Source organism: Acidovorax sp. LjRoot74 (assembly GCF_964254355.1).
Taxonomy (GTDB): Bacteria; Pseudomonadota; Gammaproteobacteria; order Burkholderiales; family Burkholderiaceae_C; genus Acidovorax.
In genome coordinates this window covers 770,337-791,165 of the sequence record NZ_CAXUTI020000001.1, presented here as the reverse complement: position 1 = coordinate 791,165, position 20,829 = coordinate 770,337, and the positions used below count along the sequence as shown (strand labels likewise).

Below are 20,829 nucleotides of genomic sequence, written 5' to 3'. Positions count from 1 at the left end.
GACCACACCATGACCGAAGCCTACGTTTTCGACGCGCTGCGCACCCCGCGCGGCAAGGGCAAGAAGGACGGCACCCTGCACGAGGTCAAGCCCATCGACCTGCTGGTGGGCCTGCTGACCGAACTGCAAGCGCGCCACCGCTTTGACACCGCCGCGGTGGACGATGTGGTCATGGGCATCGTCTCGCCCGTGGGCGAGCAGGGCTCGGTGTTGCCCAAGGTGGCGGCGCTCAAGGCCGGATGGGACTTTCGCTGCGCGGGCGTGCAGGTCAACCGCTTCTGCGCCTCGGGCCTCGAAGCCGTGAACCTGGCCGCGCAAAAGGTGCGCAGCGGCTGGGAGGACCTGGTGGTGGCAGGTGGCGTGGAGAGCATGAGCCGCGTGCCCATCGGCTCCGACGGCGGCGCCTGGGCGCAAGACCCGGAGACCAACTCCGCCACGCTGTTCGTGCCCCAGGGCATCGGCGCCGACCTGATCGCCACGCTGGACGGCTACACCCGCGCCGACGTGGACGCCTTCGCACTCGAATCGCAGCGCCGCGCCACCGCCGCGCGCGCGGCGGGCTACTTCAAAAATTCGGTCGTACCCGTACGCGACTTCATCGGCCAGACCATCCTGGCCGAAGACGAGTTCATCAAGCCCAAGACAACCCTCGAAGGCCTCGGAGCGCTCAAGGCATCGTTCGAGCAACTGGGCGGCATGGGCTTTGACGCCGTGGCGCTGCAACGCTACCCGCAGGTGGAGCGCATCCACCACGTGCACCACGCGGGCAACTCGTCCGGCATTGTGGATGGCGCCGCCGCCGTGCTCATCGGCAACGAGGCCGCCGCCAAGGCCCACGGCCTCACGCCCCGCGCACGCATCGTGGCCACGGCGCTCAGCGGTGCAGACCCCACCATCATGTTGACCGGCCCCGTGCCCGCCGCCAGGAAGGCGCTGGCCCGTGCAGGCATGACCATCGACCAGATCGACCTGTTTGAAGTGAACGAGGCCTTTGCCGCCGTGCCCATGCGCTTCATGCGCGAGCTGGGCGTGCCACACGACAAGGTCAACGTGAACGGCGGCGCCATCGCCATGGGCCACCCGCTGGGCGCCACAGGCGCCATGATCCTCGGCACCCTGATTGACGAACTGCACCGCCGGGGCCAGCGCTATGGCCTGGCCACGCTGTGCGTGGGCGGCGGCATGGGCATTGCCACCATCGTCGAGCGAATCTGATTGACTGGGAAGGAGACAACAACATGCAAACCATCCGCTACGAACTCATCCCCGCCCAGGGCACCGACGGCGAAGTTGTCGTCATCACCTTTGACGAAACCAACTCCCCCGTCAACACCATGTGCCGCCAGTGGCAACAAGAGCTGGGCGAGGTCACGGCCCAGGTGCTGGGCGACCGCGAACGCTTGGGCCCCGCGCTCAAAGGCATCGTGCTGGCATCGGCCAAGACCAGCTTCTTTGCCGGTGCCGACCTCAAGGCCACCATGCGCCTCACACCCGCCAATGCGCCCAACGCGTTTGGCGAAATCGAGCGCATGAAGAAGCACTTCCGCACGCTCGAAACGCTGGGTATCCCCGTGGTGGCCTGCCTCAATGGCGCAGCGCTGGGCGGTGGGTGGGAGGTGGCGCTGGTCGCCCACTACCGCATCGCCGTGGCCGACCCCAAGATCCAGTTCGGCCTGCCCGAAGTCACGCTGGGCCTGATGCCCGGCGCCACCGGCGTGACCAAGATGACGCGCCTGCTGGGGCTGATGGGCGCGCAGCCCTACATCCTGGAAGGCAAGCTCTTCAACCCCGCCGAGGCGCTGGAACTGCAACTGGTGCACGAGCTGGTCGCTACGCGCGAGCAACTGCTGCCCGCCGCGCTGGCCCACATCGCCACCCACCCACACGCGGTGCAGCCGTGGGACGACAAGAACTACAAGATGCCCGGCGGCACACCTGCCAACCCCAAGATCGCTGGCGCCCTCACCGTGGCGCCCGCCATGCTCAAGAAGACCACCCGAGGCCGCTACCCCGCACCCGAGGCGGCGCTGGCCGCCATGGTCGAAGGCGCGATGGTGGACTACGACACCGCCCTGCGCATCGAAAGCCGCTACCTCGCCCGCCTGATGACCGGCCCCGTCGCGCGCAACATGATCAACACGTTCTTCTTCGACATGAACGCGATCAAGAGCGGCAAGTCACGCCCTGGCTCGGCCCCGCGCTACAAGCCGCAAAAGGTCGGCATCCTGGGCGCGGGCATGATGGGCGCGGGCATCGCCTGGGCCCAGGCGAGCAAAGGCATCGCAACCGTGCTCAAGGACGTGAGCACCGAGAAGGCCGAGGCGGGCAAGGCCTACAGCGCCAAACTCACCCAGGCCCGCGTGGACAAAGGCCGCATGACGGCCGAAGCGCAGCAGGCACTGCTGGCCCGCATCACGCCCACCGCCAGCGCGGCCGACCTGGCGGGCTGCGACCTCATCATCGAAGCCGTTTTCGAAAGCCGCGACCTCAAGGCCAAGGTGACGCAAGAAGCCGAGCCGCAATTGGCACCCGGCGGCTTCTTTGCCAGCAACACCTCCACCCTGCCCATCAGCGGCCTGGCCACGGCCAGCAGCAAGCCCGAGAAGTTTGTCGGCATCCACTTCTTCAGCCCCGTGGACAAGATGAAGCTGGTGGAGATCATCCGCGGCAAGGCCACCGACGATGAGACGGTGGCCCGCGCCTTCGACTACGTGCAGGCCCTGGGCAAGGTGCCCATCGTGGTCAACGACTCACGCGGCTTCTATACCAGCCGCACCTTCGGCACCTTTGTGATGGAAGGCGCTGCCATGCTGGGCGAAGGCATCCCCGCCGCCGCGATTGAAAACGCCGCCATGCAGGCGGGCCTGCCCGTGGGGCCGCTGGCCGTGCTGGACGAAACTGCGCTGACCCTGAGCGTGCATGTGCTGGACCAGACCCGCGCCGACTACGCCGCCGAAGGCAAGACGTACAACGCCACGCCCGGAGAGCTGCTGGTGGAACGCATGGTCAAAGAGCTCAAGCGCCCCGGCCGTGCGGGTGGCGGTGGCTTCTATGACTACCCTGCAGGTGCCAAGAAGCACCTGTGGCCTGAGCTGAAACCTCTATTCGAAAAGCCCGGTGTGGAATGGAGCGTGCAGGAAATTCAGGACCGCCTGCTCTACCGCCAAGCCATCGAAACCGCGCGCTGCTTGGCCGAGGGTGTGCTGACCAGCGTGCATGACGCGAACATTGGGTCGATTTTTGGGATCGGGTTTCCGGCGTGGACGGGGGGGGCGATGCAGTTCGTCTACGGGACTGGAATTGAAGCGTTCTTGCAGAGGGCAACCGAACTAGCAAAAAAGCATGGAACAGGGTTCGCGATAGATGCCGAGACGCTCGAAGCTACAAATAGACTTGCCCCAGACTACCGGTGAGAAACGTTTGATCACGGGAAAAAATGTGTGACCCGCGCGAGAGTGGGCATCTAGCGGATTGCCCCCCTGATAGATACTTGCTGTCTCATGAAAGGGCCAATCCATGCCGATGGACTACAAGCAGTACCAGCAAGAGGTCACAGAAGACATCGCAAAAGTCATTGCCGATGCAAGTTGCCAGCCCATCTTGTTTATTGGTTCAGGATTCACACAGCGATATGCCAAGGGCCCCAGTTGGGAAGGGCTTCTTAAACTGCTTGCAGAGGGTTGCCCACTCATAGACAAAAATTTTGTCTATTACATGCAGACTTACAAGGATGATCTTTTAAAGATCGGCTCGCTCTTTTCTGAAAAATATCACGAATGGGCGTGGAACGAGGGGAAAGAAAATTTCCCGGCCGAGTACTTTGCAGCGAATATGCCTAGCGACATATTCATGAAGCATGCCATTGCTCAACTACTAAAAAAACTTGGCCCCGACAAAATGGGGTCATACGGATCAGCCGCACTTGATGCGGAAATTGCGGCCCTCAAAGCAATCAGCGCCCATGCAATAGTAACGACTAACTATGACGAGATCATCGAACCGCTGTTCCCCGACTACGAGCGCGTTATTAGCCAACAGATTCTAAGGAAGCCCTTTTTAGCAATTGGCGAGATCTTCAAGATTCATGGATGCGTATCACAACCAAATACAATCGTCATAAATGAGGCCGATTACCAGCGCTTCGATGTAGATCACAAGTATTTGAGTGCCAAATTACTCACCTACTTCATCGAACATCCACTGGTTTTCATTGGATATCGAGCAAACGACCCAAATATAAAGAAAATTCTTTCCGACGTGGATCGAATGGTACGAGCCAGCGAATATGATCTCGTTCCCAATATATACATATTAGAGAGAAATGAGGCCATTACCGACGCTTCCTACCCCCCAAGGGACAAAGTCTTGGCGGTGACACCAGATCGAAACATTCGAATCAAGAGCATTAGCGCATCATCTTTTGAATGGGTTTTTAGAGCATTCGGCCAAGCTGGGAATCTGGAAAAAGTGGATACAAAACTGCTGCGCGCATTGATGGCTCGCGCAGTCGATTTGGTTCGATCGGATATTCCAAAGAAGCACATCGAAATTGATTTCCAGATGCTGGAAGATGCAGTCAAGAGTGGTGAAACGTTTGCGAAGCTCTTCGGCGTCACATCAGTTGGCGATCCGACAAAGATCAATTTAACCCACAAATACGTTATTACAGAGCTTGTCAAAATTTTGAATCTGAAAAACGTCTATCAGGTCAACCAACTTATTAAAGACATAACAGAAAAAACAGGAATTAACATAAAAAGCTTCGACAACCGATATCATGTCGCCCTGAAATTTGGAATGGCGGCCACCAGCACATCTCACAAGTATTCGGATGCCTTCGTAACCCTAGCACGAAAAGCAATTGCCCAAGAGCCATACTCAGTCGATGCGCAGGAAATCAAGCTGCCACCGCTTCCACCACTTAAAAAACCCTAGTTTTTTCTTTAAGCCCTGTAGGAAGGCGAAGAAAACTTACCTTCCAGTCCTTTTTGGGATTAACTTTCAATATCATCTTGGCACATGAACGCCATGGCAAAGAGGTTGGGAAATCTCTTCGCGTCCTACGGAACCATGTGCACCCTCTCATCCTTGCAAATTGATCGCTGGCTGATCAATTTGCAAGGATGAAAAACCATGCGACGGAAGGCGCCAGTGCTTATGGCACGCCGGCAGCCTCCAACCCCAACATCCCCCGCGCCTCCTGCGGCGAAGCCACCTCACGCCCCGCATTGCGCGCGTACTCCGCCAGTTTCTCAATCAACGGCCCGTTCGAATCCGCCTTCGTCCCATCCGGCAGATAGAACGTGTCCTCCAACCCCGTGCGCAGGTGCCCGCCCAGCTCGGCCACGCGCTGGTGCACGGGCCAGATCTCGCTGCGGCCGATGACGGTGGCTTGCCAGGGGGCGTCCTTGATCTTGAGCTTGAGCAATATGGGCAGCAGGTCCGGGTCCGCAGGCATGCCGGACTCGACGCCCATCACAAAGTTGTATTCAGGCAGGCGCTCGGTGTACATGCCGGTCTGCACATACATCTCCACGCAGCGCACGATGCCCACGTCGAAGCATTCGAACTCGGGCAGCGTGCCGGTCTCCAGCATCACGTCGATGAAGTCCTTGACCTTGGCGGGCTGGTTGTCAAACAGCATGGGCGGCCAGGCCCAGGTGCCGTTGCTGCGCACCTTCAGGTAGTTGAGCGAACCAGCGTTGCACGCGGCCATCTCGGGGCGGGTGGCGCGCAGGCAGTCGAGTGGGCCCTGGTAATTGGGGCCGACCACGCCGGTGGTCTGGTTGATGATCAAACCCGGGCAGGCCTCACGCATGGCTTGCACGCAGTCGCGCGCCACCTCCGTATCCCAGCTGGGCAAGTGGCCTTTGCCGGGCTCCTGGTTGCGAAAGTGCACGTGGACCACGGCGGCGCCTGCGTCATAGGCGCGGCGGGCTTCTTTGGCCAGTTGCTCGGGCGTGACGGGCACGTGGTGCTGGCCGGGGTCGGTCAGCACGCCGGTGATCGCGCAGGTGATGATGGCTTTGTTACCGTGGTCGGTGCTGTGCATGGGGCCTGTCTCCTTCATTCAAATGCCGAGCTGTCGTGCAGCCAGGTCTTTCATGATTTCTTCTGCACCGCCGCCGATCATCATGACCTTGACCTCGCGGTAGATGCGCTCGCTGACGATGCCACGCATGAAGCCCATGCCGCCCAGGATCTGCACGGCCTGGTCGGCGCAGAACTGCATGGTTTGGGTGGCGTGGTTCTTCAACATGCACACCTGCGCGACCCAATCGGGGCCAGTGCGCCCCGCGTCGGCCTGCGCAGCCACGGATTCGCACCACGCGGCGGTGGACTGGACGCGCATCTGCATGTCCACCAGCTTGTGGCGGATGACCTGGTGCTCCACCAGCGCGGCGCCAAAGGTCTTGCGCTGGCGGGCCCAGGCCAGTGCCTCGTCGTAGCAGGCCTCGGCAAAGCCCAGCGCCGATGCGGCCAGGCCAAAGCGCTCGCCATTGAAGTTGGCCATGATGATGCGAAAGCCTGCGCCCTCCTCGCCCAACAGGTAGCGAGCGGGCACACGCACGTTGTCAAAACGCAGGTGGGCAGTGTCGGAGCAGAGCCAGCCCATCTTGTCGAGTTTGCTGCGCGACAGGCCTGCGCTGTGGCCGGGGATGAGCAGCATGGAGATTCCCCCAGCGCCCTTGCTTCCAGCATCGCCGGTGCGTAAGGCCACGGTGATCCAGTCCGCGCGCATGCCCGACGTGATGAACACCTTTTCGCCGTTGACGACGTAGTCATCCCCCTCGCGCCGCGCGGTGGTCCTGAGCTGCGCCACGTCGGACCCACCACCGGGCTCGGTAATCGCCAGTGCGGCAATCTGCTCGCCCGCCAGCACCGGCGGGATGACCTCGGCACGCACGGCGTCGCTGCCATGCGCCAGCACGGGCGGCAGGCCGATGTTGTGCGACAGCAGGCTGGCCAGCACACCGCCGCTGGCGCCGTGGCGGCTGAGTGCGCGCCACAGCGGCAGGCGCAGCGCATAGCTCGCGGGCGTGCCACCGTACTGCTCGGGGTAGCCCAGGCCGAGCAGGCCCAGGTCGGCTGCGCGGCGGTACAGGCTGCGGGGGAACTCGCCCGCAGCGTCCCACGCGTCCACATGCGGTGCGATCTCGGTGCGGGCAAAGCGGGTGACGGTGTCGGTGAGGGCGGCGCGGTCTTCGTCGCTCACGGAATTTGCATCGGCTGCGGCGGTCATGCGGGAGCCCCTTTCGTGGCGGGTGCAAAGCGGGCCAGCACCTGGCCGGGCGACACCTGCTGGCCGGGTGCTACCAGTAGCTCGGCCACGGTGGCGGCTGCGGGGCTGGACAGGCTGTGTTCGAGCTTCATGGATTCGATGACCACCACCGTGTCGCCCGCCGCCAGCGCCTGGCCTGCGGCCACAGGCAGCGCAACCACCTTGCCGTTGAAGGGGGCGCGCAGCTCCGTGACGCCGCCCGCCGCATCTGCGCGCGCTGCGGGCTCCCACGATGCGTCTTCCACCCAGCCGTCCACACCGCCCGACTGCCAGTGCCAACGCCGGGAGCCCACTGCCAAGCAATACACGCCGTGCTGGGGCAGTTGCAATGTCACAGGTTCTGCCCCGGCCTGCTCCACCTGCAGCCGCCCACCGCCCAACTCCCGCACGGCCACGGGATGTACCTGGCCCTGGTGGCGCAGACGCATCGGGCGGGCGAGCGCACAGGGCAAGTCAGACGAAATTTTTGAAGAAAAAATAGCCTCTACCGCGCAGTGAGCAAGCGCTTTAAGCTCACTTTTCAATAGCAAATCTTGCAAATCTGCGGCATGTTCGGACAAGAACGGCACCAGCGCCTGCCCGCTGGCAAACACCGGGTGCTGCAGGCAGGCCGCCAGAAACGCGCGGTTGGTGGGCAGGCCCAGCACGCGGGTGCTGTGCAGCGCGCGCACCAGCGCGGCGATGGCCTCGGCCCGCGTGGGCGCGTGCACGATGAGCTTGCCCAGCATGGCGTCGTAGTGAGGCGTGACCTCTGCCCCCTCCTCCAGCGCATGGTCAAAGCGCAGCGCGCCCGGCGCAGCCCGTTCAAACGCGGTGGCCGGTGGCGCGCTGAACTGCAGTACACGACCGGTATGGGGGCGGAAGTGCGCGTCTTCGGCGCACAGGCGCACTTCGATGGCGTGGCCTTGCAGATGCACCTGGTCTTGCGCGAGCGGCAGCGGCTCGCCCCGCGCCACGCGGATTTGCCACTCCACCAGGTCCAGCCCCGTGAGCGCTTCGGTCACCGGGTGCTCCACCTGCAGGCGGGTGTTCATCTCCATCAAGAAGAATTGCGCCCCCACGCTCCCCGCTTCGCGTGGTTCGCTGCCCCCCGAGGGGGCCTTCGCGCCTTGGGGCGGCCCGGCGGCGCTCAAGTCACTGCCGTCGAGCAAGAACTCCACGGTCCCTGCACCCACATAGCCAGCGGCCTGGGCCAGCGCCACGGCGCACGCGCCCATGCGCTCGCGCAGCGCTGCGTCCACCGCCGGGCTGGGTGCCTCTTCAATGATCTTCTGGTGGCGGCGCTGCACCGAACAATCGCGCTCGCCCAGGTGGATGCACGCACCGTGGGCGTCGGCAAAGACTTGCACCTCCACATGGCGCGGCTGCAGCAGCGCGCGTTCGATGAGCAGGTCGCCACAGCCAAAACCCGCCAGCGCTTCGGACCGGGCGCTGGCGAGCGCAGCAGACAACTGCGCAAGGTCGGTGACCAAGCGCATGCCGCGCCCTCCCCCACCCGCCACAGCCTTGACCATGAGGGGCGTGCCGATGCGCGCGGCCTCGGCGGCCAAACGTTCGTCGCTCTGGTCCTCCCCCGCATAGCCGGGCAGGCAGGGCACGCCATGCGCCTGGGCCAGCGCCTTGGCCCCGGCCTTGCTGCCGAGTGCACGGATGGCAGCGGGTGGCGGGCCGATCCACGCCAGGCCCGCATCCACCACGGCCTGGGCAAATTCAGCGTTCTCGCTGAGGAAGCCATAGCCGGGGTGCACGGCATCTGCGCCGGTGGCACGGGCGGCGGCCAGCAGCTTGTCGATGCGCAGGTAGGTGTCGGCACTGGCCGCACCGCCCAAGGCCACGGCCTGCGTGGCTTCGCGCACATGCAGGGCGTTGGCATCGGGGTCGGAGTAGACGGCTACCGTTTCAATGCCCATGCGCTGGGCGGTGTGGATGATGCGGCGGGCGATCTCTGATCGGTTCGCTACAAGGATCTTTTTCATAGCTTCGCACTCCACGGCGGTGCCTTGCGCGCGGCAAATGCCGCCAGCCCTTGCGGCGCCTCAGGCCCGCGCAGCGCTTGCGCAAAAGCCATCGCTGCCTCATCCAGCAGCGCGGGCAACGGCGTATCAGTCTGGGCCAGCAACAAACGTTTGGTGGCGGCCACGGCCTGCGGCGCTGCGGCGGCGTGGCGCGCGATGGCGGCTTGCACAGCAGCCTCCATGTCGCCAGCGACCACCTCATCCACCAGCCCCGCACGTTGAGCTGTCGCAGCATCCCAGCGCTCGCCTGTCAACAAACACCGCCGCGCTGCCGCTTGGCCCAGGCGCCGCACGACAAACGGTGCAATCTGCGCAGGCACGATGCCCAGTGTGACCTCGGGCGTGGCGAACTGTGCACTGGTGTGGGCCAGCACATGGTCGGCGCAGCACACGAGCCCAAAGCCGCCGCCCATCGCGGCGCCCTCCACAGCCACGATGAACCACTGCGGCAACGCACACAGCGCCTGCAGCAGCGTGCCAAAGCGGCGGTTCAGCGGCACCAGCGGGTCGGATGTACCCGCAGCCAGTGGCTGGCCGATGGTCTTGGCAAAACCGCCCAGGCTGCCGCCCGCACAGAAGTGCCCACCGGCACCCCGCAGCACCACGCCACGCAAGTCGGCATCTGCCGCAGCGCGCTCGCACGCGGCCAGCAGGGCGTCCACCATGGCTTCTGACAGCGCATTGCGGCTGGCCGGGTCGTTGAGCGTCCAGGTTTCCACGCTGCCGCTGGGCAGCGGCATGCGGCTGATCAACAGCGAATCAGTCATGTCAGTGCACGGGTCGCTTGGCGATGCCCATGAGCTTGGCGAGGATGCCCAGCATCACTTCGTCGGCCCCGCCACCAATCGACGCCAGCCGCCCGTCGCGGTACATGCGCGAGACCTTGTTCTCCAGCGTGAAGCCCATGCCGCCCCAGAATTGCAGGCAGGTGTCGGGCACCTCGCGGTTCAGGCGGCCGGCCTTGAGCTTGGCCATGCTGGCCAGCTCCAGCACGTCCTGCCCGTTCACATACAGGTCGCAGGCGCGGTAGGTGAGTGCACGCAGCGCTTCGACCTCGGTCTTGAGCTCGGCCAGCTTGAACTGCACCCACTGCTGGTCGGCCAGCGTGCTGCCAAACAGCTTGCGCTCCTGTGCGTAGTCGATGGTCCACTGGATGCAGTGGTTCAGCGATTCGAGCGTGCTGGCCGCGCACCACAGGCGCTCTTCCTGGAACTGCTGCATCTGGTAGATAAAGCCCTGCCCCTCGGCGCCGATGCGGTAGCGCTGCGGCACACGCACCTCGTCAAAGTAGATCAGGCCGGTGTCGCTGCTGTGCATGCCGATCTTGCGGATCTTTTGCGCCACCTCGATGCCCTTGGTGAGCTTGCCGCCCGGGCCATCGCGCATGGGCACCATCACCAGGCTCTTGTTCTTGTGCACGGGGCCTTCGCCCGTGTTGACCAGCATGCACATCCAGTCGGCCTGCAGGCTGTTGGTGATCCACATCTTCTGGCCGGTGATCACGTAGTCGTCACCATCCTTGCGCGCCACACTCTTGATGCCCGACACATCGCTGCCCGCCGCAGGCTCGCTCACGCCAATGCAGCCCACCATGTCGCCCGCAATCGCGGGGGCCAGAAAGTTGCGCTTGAGTTCGTCACTGCCGTAGCGGGCCAGCGCGGGCGTGCACATGTCGGTCTGCACACCAATCGCCATGGGCACGCCACCGCAGTGGATGTGGCCCAGCGTTTCAGCCATGGCCAGGCTGTACGAGTAGTCCAGCCCCGCGCCGCCGTATTCCTCGGGCTTGCACAGGCCGAGCAGGCCCAGGTTGCCCATCTTTTTGAAGACCTCGTGCGCGGGGAAAATCTCGGCCGCCTCCCACTCGTCCACATGGGGGTTGATCTCTTCGTCGATGAAACGCTTGAGGGTCTTCTGGATCTCGCGGTGCTCGTGCGTGAACTGCATGGTGCTTGTCTCCTGCTGTTGCGTTTGTGTGTTGGTGTGCCTGTAAACCTCGATCACGAAAGCTGAAATTGCCCCAGTGGCTGGGGCCGTCCGTTGAGCACCAGCTCCACCTGGTGCGCGCCGGGGTAGTGGGTGCGCGTGGTCATCTGCTTCAGCGACAGCGTCTTGCCCACGGCCACGGTGGCGCCGGGGGCGATGTCCAGCGTCTGCAGCTTGAACACCTTGGGCGCTGCGCCGCCGTGGGCCTTGACGTAGTGCACCTTCAGGTCGGCCAGCACGCGCTGGGCCTGGGGTGTGGGGTTGTGCAGCTCGGCCTCGATGCGCACCTTGTCGCCAATGCGTGCGCGGACAGGTAGCACGCGCGCGGCCCGCACATCCAGCGCCACAGCATGGCCCACGCCCAGGGCGTCGAGCGCGCCAGCGTCGCCGCGTTTGATGAGAAAGCGCAGGCCGTGGCGCACCAGGGTTTCGCGTGGCGCGGGTGCGTTCTGCAGCCAAGTGCGCGCGGTGTCCACGGCCAGGTCGGGGTGGTCCTTGGCGATGTCGCCCAGGTGGTTGGCCACGGAGCGGCGCACGTAAGACGATGGGTCGTCCTTGAGCGCATCGAGCAACGGCAAGGCCAGTTGCGGGTTGGCCTGGAACGCGGGCAGGCGTGGCGCCCAGGGCAAGCGGGGCCGCATGCCTTCGCTCACCAGGCGGCGCACATGGGCGTTGTCGTCCTGCGCCCAGTCGCGCAGCCGCGCGAGAGTGGCGCCCTGGTGGTGCAGCAGGTAAGGGCGAATGCTGAACTCGGCGGTAAAGCGCTGGGTGAGCGCGTGCTGCGCGGCCATGGCCGCCTCGAAATGCTGCAGGCCGTGTGTGCCGATGTAGATGCTGTGCGGCAGGTACAAAAAGGCGCTGTACGGACGGTCACCCGCATCGGGCTCTCCGGCGGCATCGAGGCCCATGGGTGGGTCCATCGAATCGACCAGCACACCCAGCGCGCGTGGCACGTCTTGCGGCAGGTGCGACTGCAGGGCCTGGGCAATGCGCTGGCCGCGTGCCATCAGCCCCAGCGATTCGTAGCCGGGCTCAATCTGACGCAAGAAGGCCTGGGTATCGAAGGACCGCCACGCGCGCTGCACCATGGCCGCAATACGCGGGGGCACGGTGTCGTTGAGCAGGTGTTTGAGAGGCTCGGCCATCGTAGGGATTGCGTGCGAAGCGCTTACATCCGAGCCACGCCAAAGCTCAGGGGCCGCAGCGTGCGGGCCTGGGCCTCGGCACAGGTATCCAGGCAAAACGCCAACACGGCGCGGGTGTCGCGCGGGTCGATCACGCCGTCGTCCAGCAGCAGGCCACTGGTGTAGAACGCATCGGCCTGGGCCTCGAACATGGCGACGATCTTGTCGAACTGGGCTTGCGACTCGGCCGGGTCGGGCGTGATGCCTTTGCGCGCCAGCGCCGCCTCGGTCACGATCTGCATGGTGCGCGCGGCCTGTTCGCCGCCCATCACCGCCGTCTTGGCGCCCGGCCAGCTGAACAGAAAGCGCGGCGCATAGCCCCGCCCGCACATGCCGTAGTTGCCCGCACCAAAACTGGCGCCGCACTGGATGGTGATCTGTGGCACGGTGGCGTTAGTCACGGCCTGGATCATCTTGCTGCCGTGCTTGATCATGCCGCCCTGCTCGCTGTCCTTGCCCACCATGTAGCCCGTGGTGTTCTGCAGGTAGATGATGGGGTGGCCCAGCTGGCACATCCACTGGATGAAGTGCGTGGCCTTGTTGGCGCCCGCCACATCGATGGGGCCGTTGTTGCTGATGAAGCCCACGGCATGGCCCTGGATGTGGCCCTGCGCGCACACGGTGGCCATGCCGTAGCGGGCCTTGAATTCGAGCAGTTCGGAGCCATCGACCAGCCGCGCGATGACCTCGCGCATGTCCACGGGTTGGCGCAGGTCGGCGGACATCAGGGACAGCAGATCGTCGGCAGGCAAGGTGGGGCCGGGTGCGCTGGTTCGCGGGGGCATATTCCACCCCAGCTGCGCGACCACATCGCGCGCGAGGCCAATCGCCTCGCGGTCGTCCTGCGCCAGGTATTCGCCCAGGCCCGAGACGGAGGTGTGCATCTCGGCGCCACCCAGTTCTTCTTCCGTCGCGATCTCGCCCGTAGCGGCCTTGAGCAACGGCGGCCCGGCCAGAAAGGCGCGTGAGCGGCCCTGCACCATGATGACCACGTCCGACAGGCCCGGCATGTAGGCGCCGCCTGCCGTGCCCGAACCGTGCTGTACGGTGATCACCGGAATGCCCGCCGCGGACAGCCGCGCGAGGTTGCGGAACAGCGTGCCGCCATGCACAAAGCCCTCCACCCGGTAGCGCATGAGGTTGGCGCCCGCGCTCTCCACCAGATGGATGAACGGCAAGCGGTTTTGCAGCGCAATCTCCTGCACGCGCAGGATCTTTTCCAGGCCCATGGGCTGGATGGCGCCGGCTTCGATGCCCGAATCGCTGGCCACCACCACGCAGCGCACGCCACTGACGAAGCCAATGCCCGCGACCATGCCGCCACCGGGCACGGACTTCTCGGGGTCCTTTACATCCTGCAGGTAGCCCGCCAGCGTGCACAGCGGCAGCCAGGGCGCCCCCGCGTCCAGCAGCAGTGCCACGCGCTGGCGCGGCAACAGCTGGCCGCGCTTTTCAAACTGGGGCAGCGAGCGGGCCGATGCGGTGGCTGCGCGGTCTTCCAGTGCACGCAGCGCCTCCAGCCGCGCCGCCAATGCCGTGCGGCGTTTTAACGCATCGGGGGCGCCCGGATTGAAACGCGAGGCGAAGGCGGCTGCAGCGGTCATGCGGAATCTTTCAGGGCTGTCTCTGGAGCAGATGCAAACACGCGCGGCACCTGTGCGCGGTGAAAGCCTGCATACGGACGCACAGCGGCGCGCTGCTGGGTAGCGGCATCGGGCACGCGCATCGGCCAACCCAAACGCACCTGCGGCCGGGCACCATCCACGCGCAGCGTGCTGCCGCTGATGAAGCTGGCGGCCGGGCTGAGCAAGAAGACGATGGATGCCGACACCTCGGCCTCGTTGCCAAAGCGGCCCAGAGGCACCGTCTGCGGCATGGCGCGCAGCATGTGGGCGGCAGCGGGTGGGTAGTTGTCCATGCCGCTTGATGCGATGTAGCCCGGCGCCACGGCGTTCACCCGCACGCCGCTGCAGGCCCATTCGAGCGCGGCAGTTTCGGTGAAGCTCACCATGCCCGCACGCGATGCGCCGCTGTGACCCATGCCCGGCATGGAGCCCCACATGTCGGCCACGATGTTGACGATAGCGCCGCCTTGTGCGGCCATCCACTGCCGGTAGCACTCGCGCGCCATGAGAAAGCCGCCGGTGAGGTTGGTGTGCAACACCGCCTCCCAACCCTTGGCGCTGGTGGATTCGAGCGCCGCCATGAACTGGCCGCCCGCGTTGTTGACCAGCCCATCAATGCGCCCCTGCTCGGCCAGCACCTGCTGCACCAGCAAGGCCACAGCATCTTCGGAGCGGATGTCGCAGGCATGCCAGGACACGCGGCCGCCATCGATGGTGATTTCATCGGCCACGGCCTGCAACTTCTCAGGCTTGCGCCCCACCAACACCACCTGCGCGCCCAGGCGCGCCAGCTCGTGCGCTGTGCAGCGGCCGATGCCCGAGCCGCCCCCCGTGACGATGACCACCTGGCCATCGAACAGACCCGGCGCAAAGACCGACTGGTACGTGGAAGAACTCATCGCCGTCTTTCCTTCTTCAGGCCGAATGGATGAAGAGATTCAGTGCGTCTTCGGTCAGCTCGTCGAGCGACCGCCCCTTCTTGGGCGCAAACCATTGCACTGCCCAATTGAGCGCACCAAAGATGAACAGCCTCGCCACACCGGGGTCGGCCTGCAGCGCTTTCTGGCGTGCCAGCGCTTCCAGCGTGGGCATCCATGCAGCCTCGTAGGTGTCTTTCACGCGCGCAATGCTCTTGCGCTGCGCGGGCGTGAGCGAGCGCCATTCGTACAGCATCACCGGGATGAACCCGCTGTGGGGGCCGAGCAGCACCTCGAAGTGGTGGCGGATGAGCACCCGCAGGCGTTCCCGCGCCGTGGCTTTGGGGTTAGCAGCCGCCAGCGCATCCAGCGCCTGCTGCTGGCTTTGCACAGCGGTGGTCATGCCTTCGTTCATCACGGCAAACAGCAGCGCGCTTTTGCTTTCGAAGTGGTAGAAGGGCGAGCCGCTGTGCATGCCCACGGCAGCGGCGATGTCGCGTGTGCTGGTAGCCGCAAAGCCTTTGTCCAGAAACAGCTTTGCGGCGCTGTCCATGAGCTTGCGGCGGCGGTTGCCGTCGTCCAGCTCTTCGGCCGTCTTGCGCGGGCGGCCGCGGGGGCGGCGGGGTTGTTCTTGTGGGGTTGCTGCAGCTTCCGCTGAGGCAGCGGTCGGCTTAGGTGCAGCAGCCTTGCGCGGGCGGGCTGCTGGGGTGGCTGCGGCGGGAGCAGTGGCACGGGTGCGCCGAACGGGGGATTCCATATGCGGCACGATAGCAAAACCGTTTATTTTTAGCAAGCAAGTGCTTTGTAAAAATATCCTTGCCGTCTTGACATGCGGATGCGTGGGCTTCTCTGCAGGTGAGAGGGAGCGCTATTTGGGGGCCGTTCGGGCTGAGCATGCCGAAGCTGTTGCTTGCTGGTTTGGGTGGTGTGCTTGGGTTGAGGGCGGAGGCCGGGGTGTGCGCCCGGCGGCGCAGTGGCTTTCTTTTGCTTCGCCAAAAGAAAGTCACCAAAGAAAAGGCGACCCTACAGGCTGCGTCCCTTCGCTTCGCTGCGGGCAACCTGCGGTGCTCGCGTCCAGCGGGGTCTCGCTCCAACTCGCTTCGCTCAGACAATCGCGAGCCCTGATCCGCTGGCCGCTGCGCTCCTCGGCGCATCCTGAAGGGAACCCGGGGTGCGAACATCCACGCGGGCCATTGCTTCGCTGCGCAGGCGGGGCCGAGCGAAGCGATGGCCCGTTGGTTGTTCGGCTGTTGGAGGTTCGGCTGTCCAACCCCCTGCTGGCTGCGCCTGCGGCGGGGCGGTTGTGGGGTGGCATGGGCGTCGAAGCGCCCATGCTTCGTGAACTGACTCGCCGTGGCTGTCCGAGCGGCGCGCGCCAGCGCAAAGCGAGTTCCACGGCGCACCCCGCAACCGACACGACGCAGGTTTGCCCCGTAGCGAAGCGCAGGGGTCGCAGACTGGTGGTCGCCTTTTCTTTGGTGACTTTCTTTTGGCGACCCAAAAGAGAGTTACTCGCACGCCGGGCGACTCCCGGCCTCCGCCCTAAGCACGGGCACACCACCCAATCAGCACACTCGACAAAACACTACAAAATCAATAGCTGCCAACGCTTTATGGACAGACGCCAGCAGCCAAAAATCCTCAAACTCAAAGGATCAAACCGCGCTGAAATCTGGCTTTCTCTTTTACCGAACGATCGTTTAGCCCGCTACGCGGTCTGCACCGCTATCGCGGTGGCCAGATTTCAGCTCTTGCTGAAATCTGGCTTCCTCTTTTCCATAAACGCCGAGAACGCTTCGCGCGCCGCAGGCTCACGCAACATGCGCCCAAAGCTCACGCCCTCCTCCGCGATCACCTCCAGCACCTTCGCCTGCTGCCCGCCCTTCATCAAACGCTTGGTCTCGATGAGCGAGGACAACGGCTTGGCCGCCAGCTTTTTCGCTTGCGCCTGGGCATAGGCATTGCACTCGGTCGGTGGCACCACACGATTCACCAGCCCCACCTCCAGCGCGGCTTCGGCCATGAAGGGTTCACCCAGCAGCAGGGCTTCGGCTGCACGGTGGTAACCCATCATCTGTGGCACCAGCAGGCTTGACGCCGCCTCGGGGCACAGGCCCAGGTTGACGAAAGGCATGGAGAACGCCGCGTTGTCGCCCGCGTAGACCAGGTCGCAATGGAACAGCATGGTCGTGCCGATGCCCACTGCCGGGCCACACACGGCGGCAATCACGGGCTTCTGGAAGGTGGCGATACCGCGCAGGAAACGGAACACGGGCGAGTCCTGCGTGGCGGGCGGCTTCTGCAGAAAGTCGCCAATGTCGTTGCCCGCGCTGAAGATGGCCACGTCGCCCTGGAACACCACCACGCGCACACCCGCGTCAGCCTGCGCGGCTTCCAGCGCATCGGCCATGGCGCCATACATGGCGCTGGTGATGGAGTTCTTCTTGTCCACCCGGTTGAAGGTGATGGTCATCACACCGGCTTCGGCGTGGGCAAGGATGTCGGGGGTGGATGCTGTCATGGTGATGGATTCCGGACTCTAAGGATGTAGGAGAAAAAGGAAAGACAGAAAGGGCAATGGGCGACAGCGCAACAAGCACAGGCCCCGGACCGGCTGCCTATTCTTTGTAATAAACGATCTGGTGGCTGGTGGCCAGCATGGTGCCAGCTTCGTTCCACAGCTGCACCGTCTGGTCGAAGAAACCGTTGCGGAACTCCTGGCCGCGCGCCTGGCCCAGCAGGTAGCCCATGCCCGTCTCCTGCAGCTGGGCCGCACTCGCATGGAAGTACACGGTGATGGACACCGTGCCCGCAGGCACCTGGCGCGCACGGCGCAGCCACACGCGGGGGAAGAACACATCGGCCAATGCAGACAGCGCCACAAAGTCGAGCGGCCGGGGTGGCGTGTCACGCATCCACAGCTGCGTCAGGCTGTGGTCGCCACTGCCGTCCCACGTGCGCGGGATGAATCCGGCAATGGGGCGCATCTCATAGCGGTTGAGCCATTCCACAGCACCCAGCGGCGCGATGATGGCTTTTTGTTCTGCGGGGGGCGGCACCTGCGGCATGGGCACATCGCCCACGCTCCAGGTCTCGCGCCGCACGGCGGTGACGGCGGTGGCCGTGGTGGTGACCACCTGCGCACCATCGGCGCCGGCCTGCAGGATCGACAGCGTCCAGTGCTGGGTGGATCGGTTGGTGCGCACGGGCGTGGCCTGCACGGTGAACGCACCGGCGGTCAGAGCGCCTGCGTAGTTGACGGTGAGCGACAGCGGATCGCCCAGTCGGTCGGGGTGCTGCAGGATGGCCTGCAGCAGCATGGCGGCGGTGATGCCACCGAACGGGCCCACCATGTTCCAGTAGCCGGGGTGGGTCTGCCCTTCGTACTGGCCTGTCCCAGAGGGCGAGGCCGTCAGCTGCACCGCCTCGTCCAGAGGGTGGGTCGTGGAGGACGATGGCGCAGAAGTGGATGAAGAGGAAGTCATGCTGCGAGTGTGCCGTGAAACAGCCGCTCAGGCCGTCGTGCCGGAGACTTCGCCGTGCGGCATGCCACCGCCCAGGGCAGCCAGCGCAGCCGCAGCGCGCGGCCACAGGCTTTGGCGGAACTGGTCGCGAAAGAAACCAAAGTGCCCGATGCGCCGCACCTGCAAATCGGCGGGCGTGATGCTCTCCACGCGGCGTTCGGTGTTGGCGTACAGGTTGACGAGATTGTGCGTGCCGCGCAAGGTCATCAGCTCGTCGTCGGACATGGACAGCGCCAGCACCGGGAACCGCACCGCACCATAGCTTCGCGCCACCGCAGGCCCCTCGGCGCCCACGCTGTACGCAGGGTCCAGGCACCAGCGCCGCCACTGCAGGATCACGCCCGCAGGCAGGTCACCCACCTTCTTGAGCGTACGCCCCGGAAAGTACCCGCACAGCCGCGTGGCCAGGGGCACCAGCACCCACCAGAAATATGGAACGATGCGTTTGAGCTGCGGCGCGTTGTCGCGCCAGTAACCACTGCCTGCGGCCACGCTGAGCAGGCCCGCCACCTGCTCGGGTTTCTGGAGCAGCCCCGGCAACTGTGCTCCCAGGCTGTGCCCCAGCAGGTACAACGGCTGCGATGGCAGCGCGGCCTTGGCGGCGGAGATCACGGCCTCGTAATCCTGCGCCCAGTCGAACAGATCCGCCTTAACATCGCGCATGGCACCCTGCAGTGAGTCACCATGGCCTCGGTAGTCAAACGTGGTGACCCGAAACCCCTGCTGCGCCATCCATAACGCAAACGCCTCGTAAAACGACTGCTTCACCCCCATCGCGCCGCCGATGACAACACTGGCGCGCGGAGCGCCTTGGGGTTCGTAGACACGCAGTGCCAAAGACACTGCCCCGTTGACCTGCAAGGTTTGCTTGTTCATGTCTGTCTCCTTGTTTCGAAACCGATCTGCGCCGGCTTGAATGGAAAACAAAAACAGGCAGTGCATTGCCCCCTGCCTTCACACCCCACCCTCCAGGGCGTAGCGAGCGGGATCAGCTGCTAGGCGGACGGAGCACAGGAACCGGAACGTACTTCCTGTACGTGAGGATTCCGAGCACCGCCCAACGACGCAGATGGCCCGCGCAGTAGCCAGTTACAACGCCTCGATGATGCCGGCGGCGCCTTGGCCTGTTCCTACACACATCGTGACCATGCCGTACTTCAGCTTGTGCCGACGCAGCGCGTGCACCACCGTCGCCGCACGGATCGCACCGGTCGCCCCCAGCGGATGCCCCAGCGCAATCGCGCCACCCATCGGGTTTACGTTCGCAGGGTTCAGCCCCAGCGTATTGATCACGGCGAGCGACTGTGCCGCAAACGCTTCGTTCAGCTCGTACCAGCCGATGTCGTCGCTCTTGAGCCCCGCATACCGCAGCGCCGCAGGAATCGCCTCGATGGGACCGATGCCCATGATCTCGGGCGGCACGCCACGCGCGGCATAGCTGACAAAACGCGCCAGGGGCGTCAGGCCAAACTGCTTCACCGCCTTTTCGCTGGCGACGATGAGCGCACCCGCGCCGTCGCTGGTCTGCGAGCTGTTGCCCGCCGTGACGCTGCCACGTGCCGCAAACACGGGCTTGAGCTTGGCCAGGCCTTCGAGGGACGTGTCGGGGCGGGGGCCTTCGTCCAGGCTCACAGTGCGGCGCTTCTCCACCACTTCGCCGGTGGCGAGGTTGGGCGAACGCTCCACGACCTCGAAGGGCGTGATTTCGTCGGTGAACTCGCCGGCCTTCTGTGCCTTGATGGCACGCAGGTGGGATTCGAGGGCGAACGCATCTTGCGCTTCGCGGCTTACCTTCCACTGCTGGGCCACCTTCTCGGCCGTGAGTCCCATGCCGTAGGCAATGCCCACGTCTTCGTCACGCGCAAACACTTCGGCATTGAACGAGGGCTTGTTGCCGCCCATGGGCACCAGGCTCATGGACTCGGCGCCACCGGCGATCAGCACATCGGCCTCGCCCACGCGGATGCGGTCGGCTGCCATCTGCAGCGCGGTGATGCCCGATGCGCAAAAGCGGTTCACCGTCACGCCGCCCACGGGGTGGTTGAACGCCAGGCCCACGGCGATGCGGGCCATGTTCATGCCTTGCTCGCCCTCGGGGAACGAGCAGCCAATGATGGCGTCTTCAATCGCCTTGGGGTCCAGCGTGGGAACCTGGGTCATCGCGCTCTTGATGGCTGCGACCAGCAGATCGTCGGGGCGGGTGTTCTTGAAATAGCCGCGGCCCGAGCGCCCGATGGGCGTGCGCGTGGCGGCGACGATGTAGGCGTCCTGGACTTGTTTTTGAGCCATGGTGATG

The 20,829-nt window shown here is 64.6% G+C and carries 16 protein-coding genes; 3 read left to right on the top strand and 13 right to left on the bottom strand.

What is annotated here, in order from left to right; all coding sequences use genetic code 11:
• Nucleotides 1-9 precede the first annotated feature (9 nt).
• The 3 genes from ACSQ3O_RS03690 to ACSQ3O_RS03680 all read left to right on the top strand — a co-directional run bounded on the left by ACSQ3O_RS03690 (nt 10) and on the right by ACSQ3O_RS03680 (nt 4,935).
• Nucleotides 10-1,215, top strand: coding sequence for an acetyl-CoA C-acetyltransferase (locus ACSQ3O_RS03690; RefSeq protein WP_436137898.1), 1,206 nt, complete (start codon nt 10-12; stop codon nt 1,213-1,215).
• Between the two features lie 23 nt (nt 1,216-1,238).
• Nucleotides 1,239-3,413 carry a 3-hydroxyacyl-CoA dehydrogenase NAD-binding domain-containing protein gene (locus ACSQ3O_RS03685; RefSeq protein ID WP_436137897.1) on the top strand — a complete coding sequence of 725 codons (2,175 nt, stop codon included), beginning with the start codon at nt 1,239-1,241 and terminating at the stop codon, nt 3,411-3,413.
• A gap of 103 nt (nt 3,414-3,516) precedes the next feature.
• Nucleotides 3,517-4,935, top strand: a complete 1,419-nt coding sequence (locus ACSQ3O_RS03680) for an SIR2 family protein (RefSeq protein WP_436137896.1) — start codon at nt 3,517-3,519, stop codon at nt 4,933-4,935.
• Nucleotides 4,936-5,155: 220 nt separating this feature from the next.
• Here the strand turns inward: ACSQ3O_RS03680 and ACSQ3O_RS03675 are convergent, their stop codons facing one another.
• The 13 genes from ACSQ3O_RS03675 to ACSQ3O_RS03615 form a co-directional block, all read right to left on the bottom strand.
• On the bottom strand, nt 5,156-6,052 hold the full coding sequence (locus ACSQ3O_RS03675) for a 3-keto-5-aminohexanoate cleavage protein (RefSeq protein ID WP_436137895.1): 897 nt from the start codon (nt 6,050-6,052) through the stop codon (nt 5,156-5,158).
• 18 nt (nt 6,053-6,070) lie between these two features.
• Complete coding sequence (locus ACSQ3O_RS03670) at nt 6,071-7,243, bottom strand: acyl-CoA dehydrogenase family protein (protein WP_436137894.1); 1,173 nt, start codon at nt 7,241-7,243, stop codon at nt 6,071-6,073.
• Entirely contained in the window at nt 7,240-9,258 is a 2,019-nt protein-coding gene (locus tag ACSQ3O_RS03665; protein ID WP_436137893.1) for a biotin carboxylase N-terminal domain-containing protein, read from the bottom strand. The genes ACSQ3O_RS03670 and ACSQ3O_RS03665 overlap by 4 nt, the downstream gene beginning before the upstream one ends.
• Nucleotides 9,255-10,064 (bottom strand): enoyl-CoA hydratase/isomerase family protein, encoded by an 810-nt coding sequence (locus tag ACSQ3O_RS03660; RefSeq protein WP_137747004.1) that lies wholly within the window; start codon nt 10,062-10,064, stop codon nt 9,255-9,257. Before ACSQ3O_RS03660 ends, ACSQ3O_RS03665 begins: the two co-directional genes overlap by 4 nt.
• A 1-nt stretch (nt 10,065) precedes the next feature.
• Complete coding sequence (locus ACSQ3O_RS03655; protein WP_436137892.1) at nt 10,066-11,244, bottom strand: acyl-CoA dehydrogenase family protein; 1,179 nt, start codon at nt 11,242-11,244, stop codon at nt 10,066-10,068.
• A gap of 53 nt (nt 11,245-11,297) precedes the next feature.
• Nucleotides 11,298-12,428 carry a DNA alkylation repair protein gene (locus ACSQ3O_RS03650; protein WP_436137891.1) on the bottom strand — a complete coding sequence of 377 codons (1,131 nt, stop codon included), beginning with the start codon at nt 12,426-12,428 and terminating at the stop codon, nt 11,298-11,300.
• A 23-nt stretch (nt 12,429-12,451) separates the two neighbouring features.
• A complete protein-coding gene (locus tag ACSQ3O_RS03645; protein ID WP_436137890.1) occupies nt 12,452-14,071 on the bottom strand; it encodes an acyl-CoA carboxylase subunit beta in 1,620 nt (539 codons plus the stop codon).
• Nucleotides 14,068-14,991 (bottom strand): SDR family oxidoreductase, encoded by a 924-nt coding sequence (locus tag ACSQ3O_RS03640; RefSeq protein WP_436137889.1) that lies wholly within the window; start codon nt 14,989-14,991, stop codon nt 14,068-14,070. The genes ACSQ3O_RS03645 and ACSQ3O_RS03640 overlap by 4 nt, the downstream gene beginning before the upstream one ends.
• Nucleotides 14,992-15,007: 16 nt before the next feature.
• Nucleotides 15,008-15,766: a TetR/AcrR family transcriptional regulator gene (locus ACSQ3O_RS03635; protein WP_436137888.1), complete on the bottom strand. Its 759-nt coding sequence runs from the start codon at nt 15,764-15,766 to the stop codon at nt 15,008-15,010.
• Between the two features lie 987 nt (nt 15,767-16,753).
• On the bottom strand, nt 16,754-17,530 hold the full coding sequence (locus tag ACSQ3O_RS03630; protein ID WP_436137887.1) for an enoyl-CoA hydratase: 777 nt from the start codon (nt 17,528-17,530) through the stop codon (nt 16,754-16,756).
• Between the two features lie 97 nt (nt 17,531-17,627).
• Nucleotides 17,628-18,494, bottom strand: a complete 867-nt coding sequence (locus ACSQ3O_RS03625; protein WP_436137886.1) for an acyl-CoA thioesterase — start codon at nt 18,492-18,494, stop codon at nt 17,628-17,630.
• A gap of 27 nt (nt 18,495-18,521) precedes the next feature.
• The gene (locus ACSQ3O_RS03620; RefSeq protein WP_436137885.1) at nt 18,522-19,409 is read right to left on the bottom strand and encodes an alpha/beta hydrolase family protein; all 888 of its coding nucleotides are present in this window, start codon (nt 19,407-19,409) and stop codon (nt 18,522-18,524) included.
• Nucleotides 19,410-19,622: 213 nt separating this feature from the next.
• The gene (locus tag ACSQ3O_RS03615) at nt 19,623-20,822 is read right to left on the bottom strand and encodes an acetyl-CoA C-acyltransferase (protein ID WP_298458708.1); all 1,200 of its coding nucleotides are present in this window, start codon (nt 20,820-20,822) and stop codon (nt 19,623-19,625) included.
• Nucleotides 20,823-20,829 lie beyond the last annotated feature (7 nt).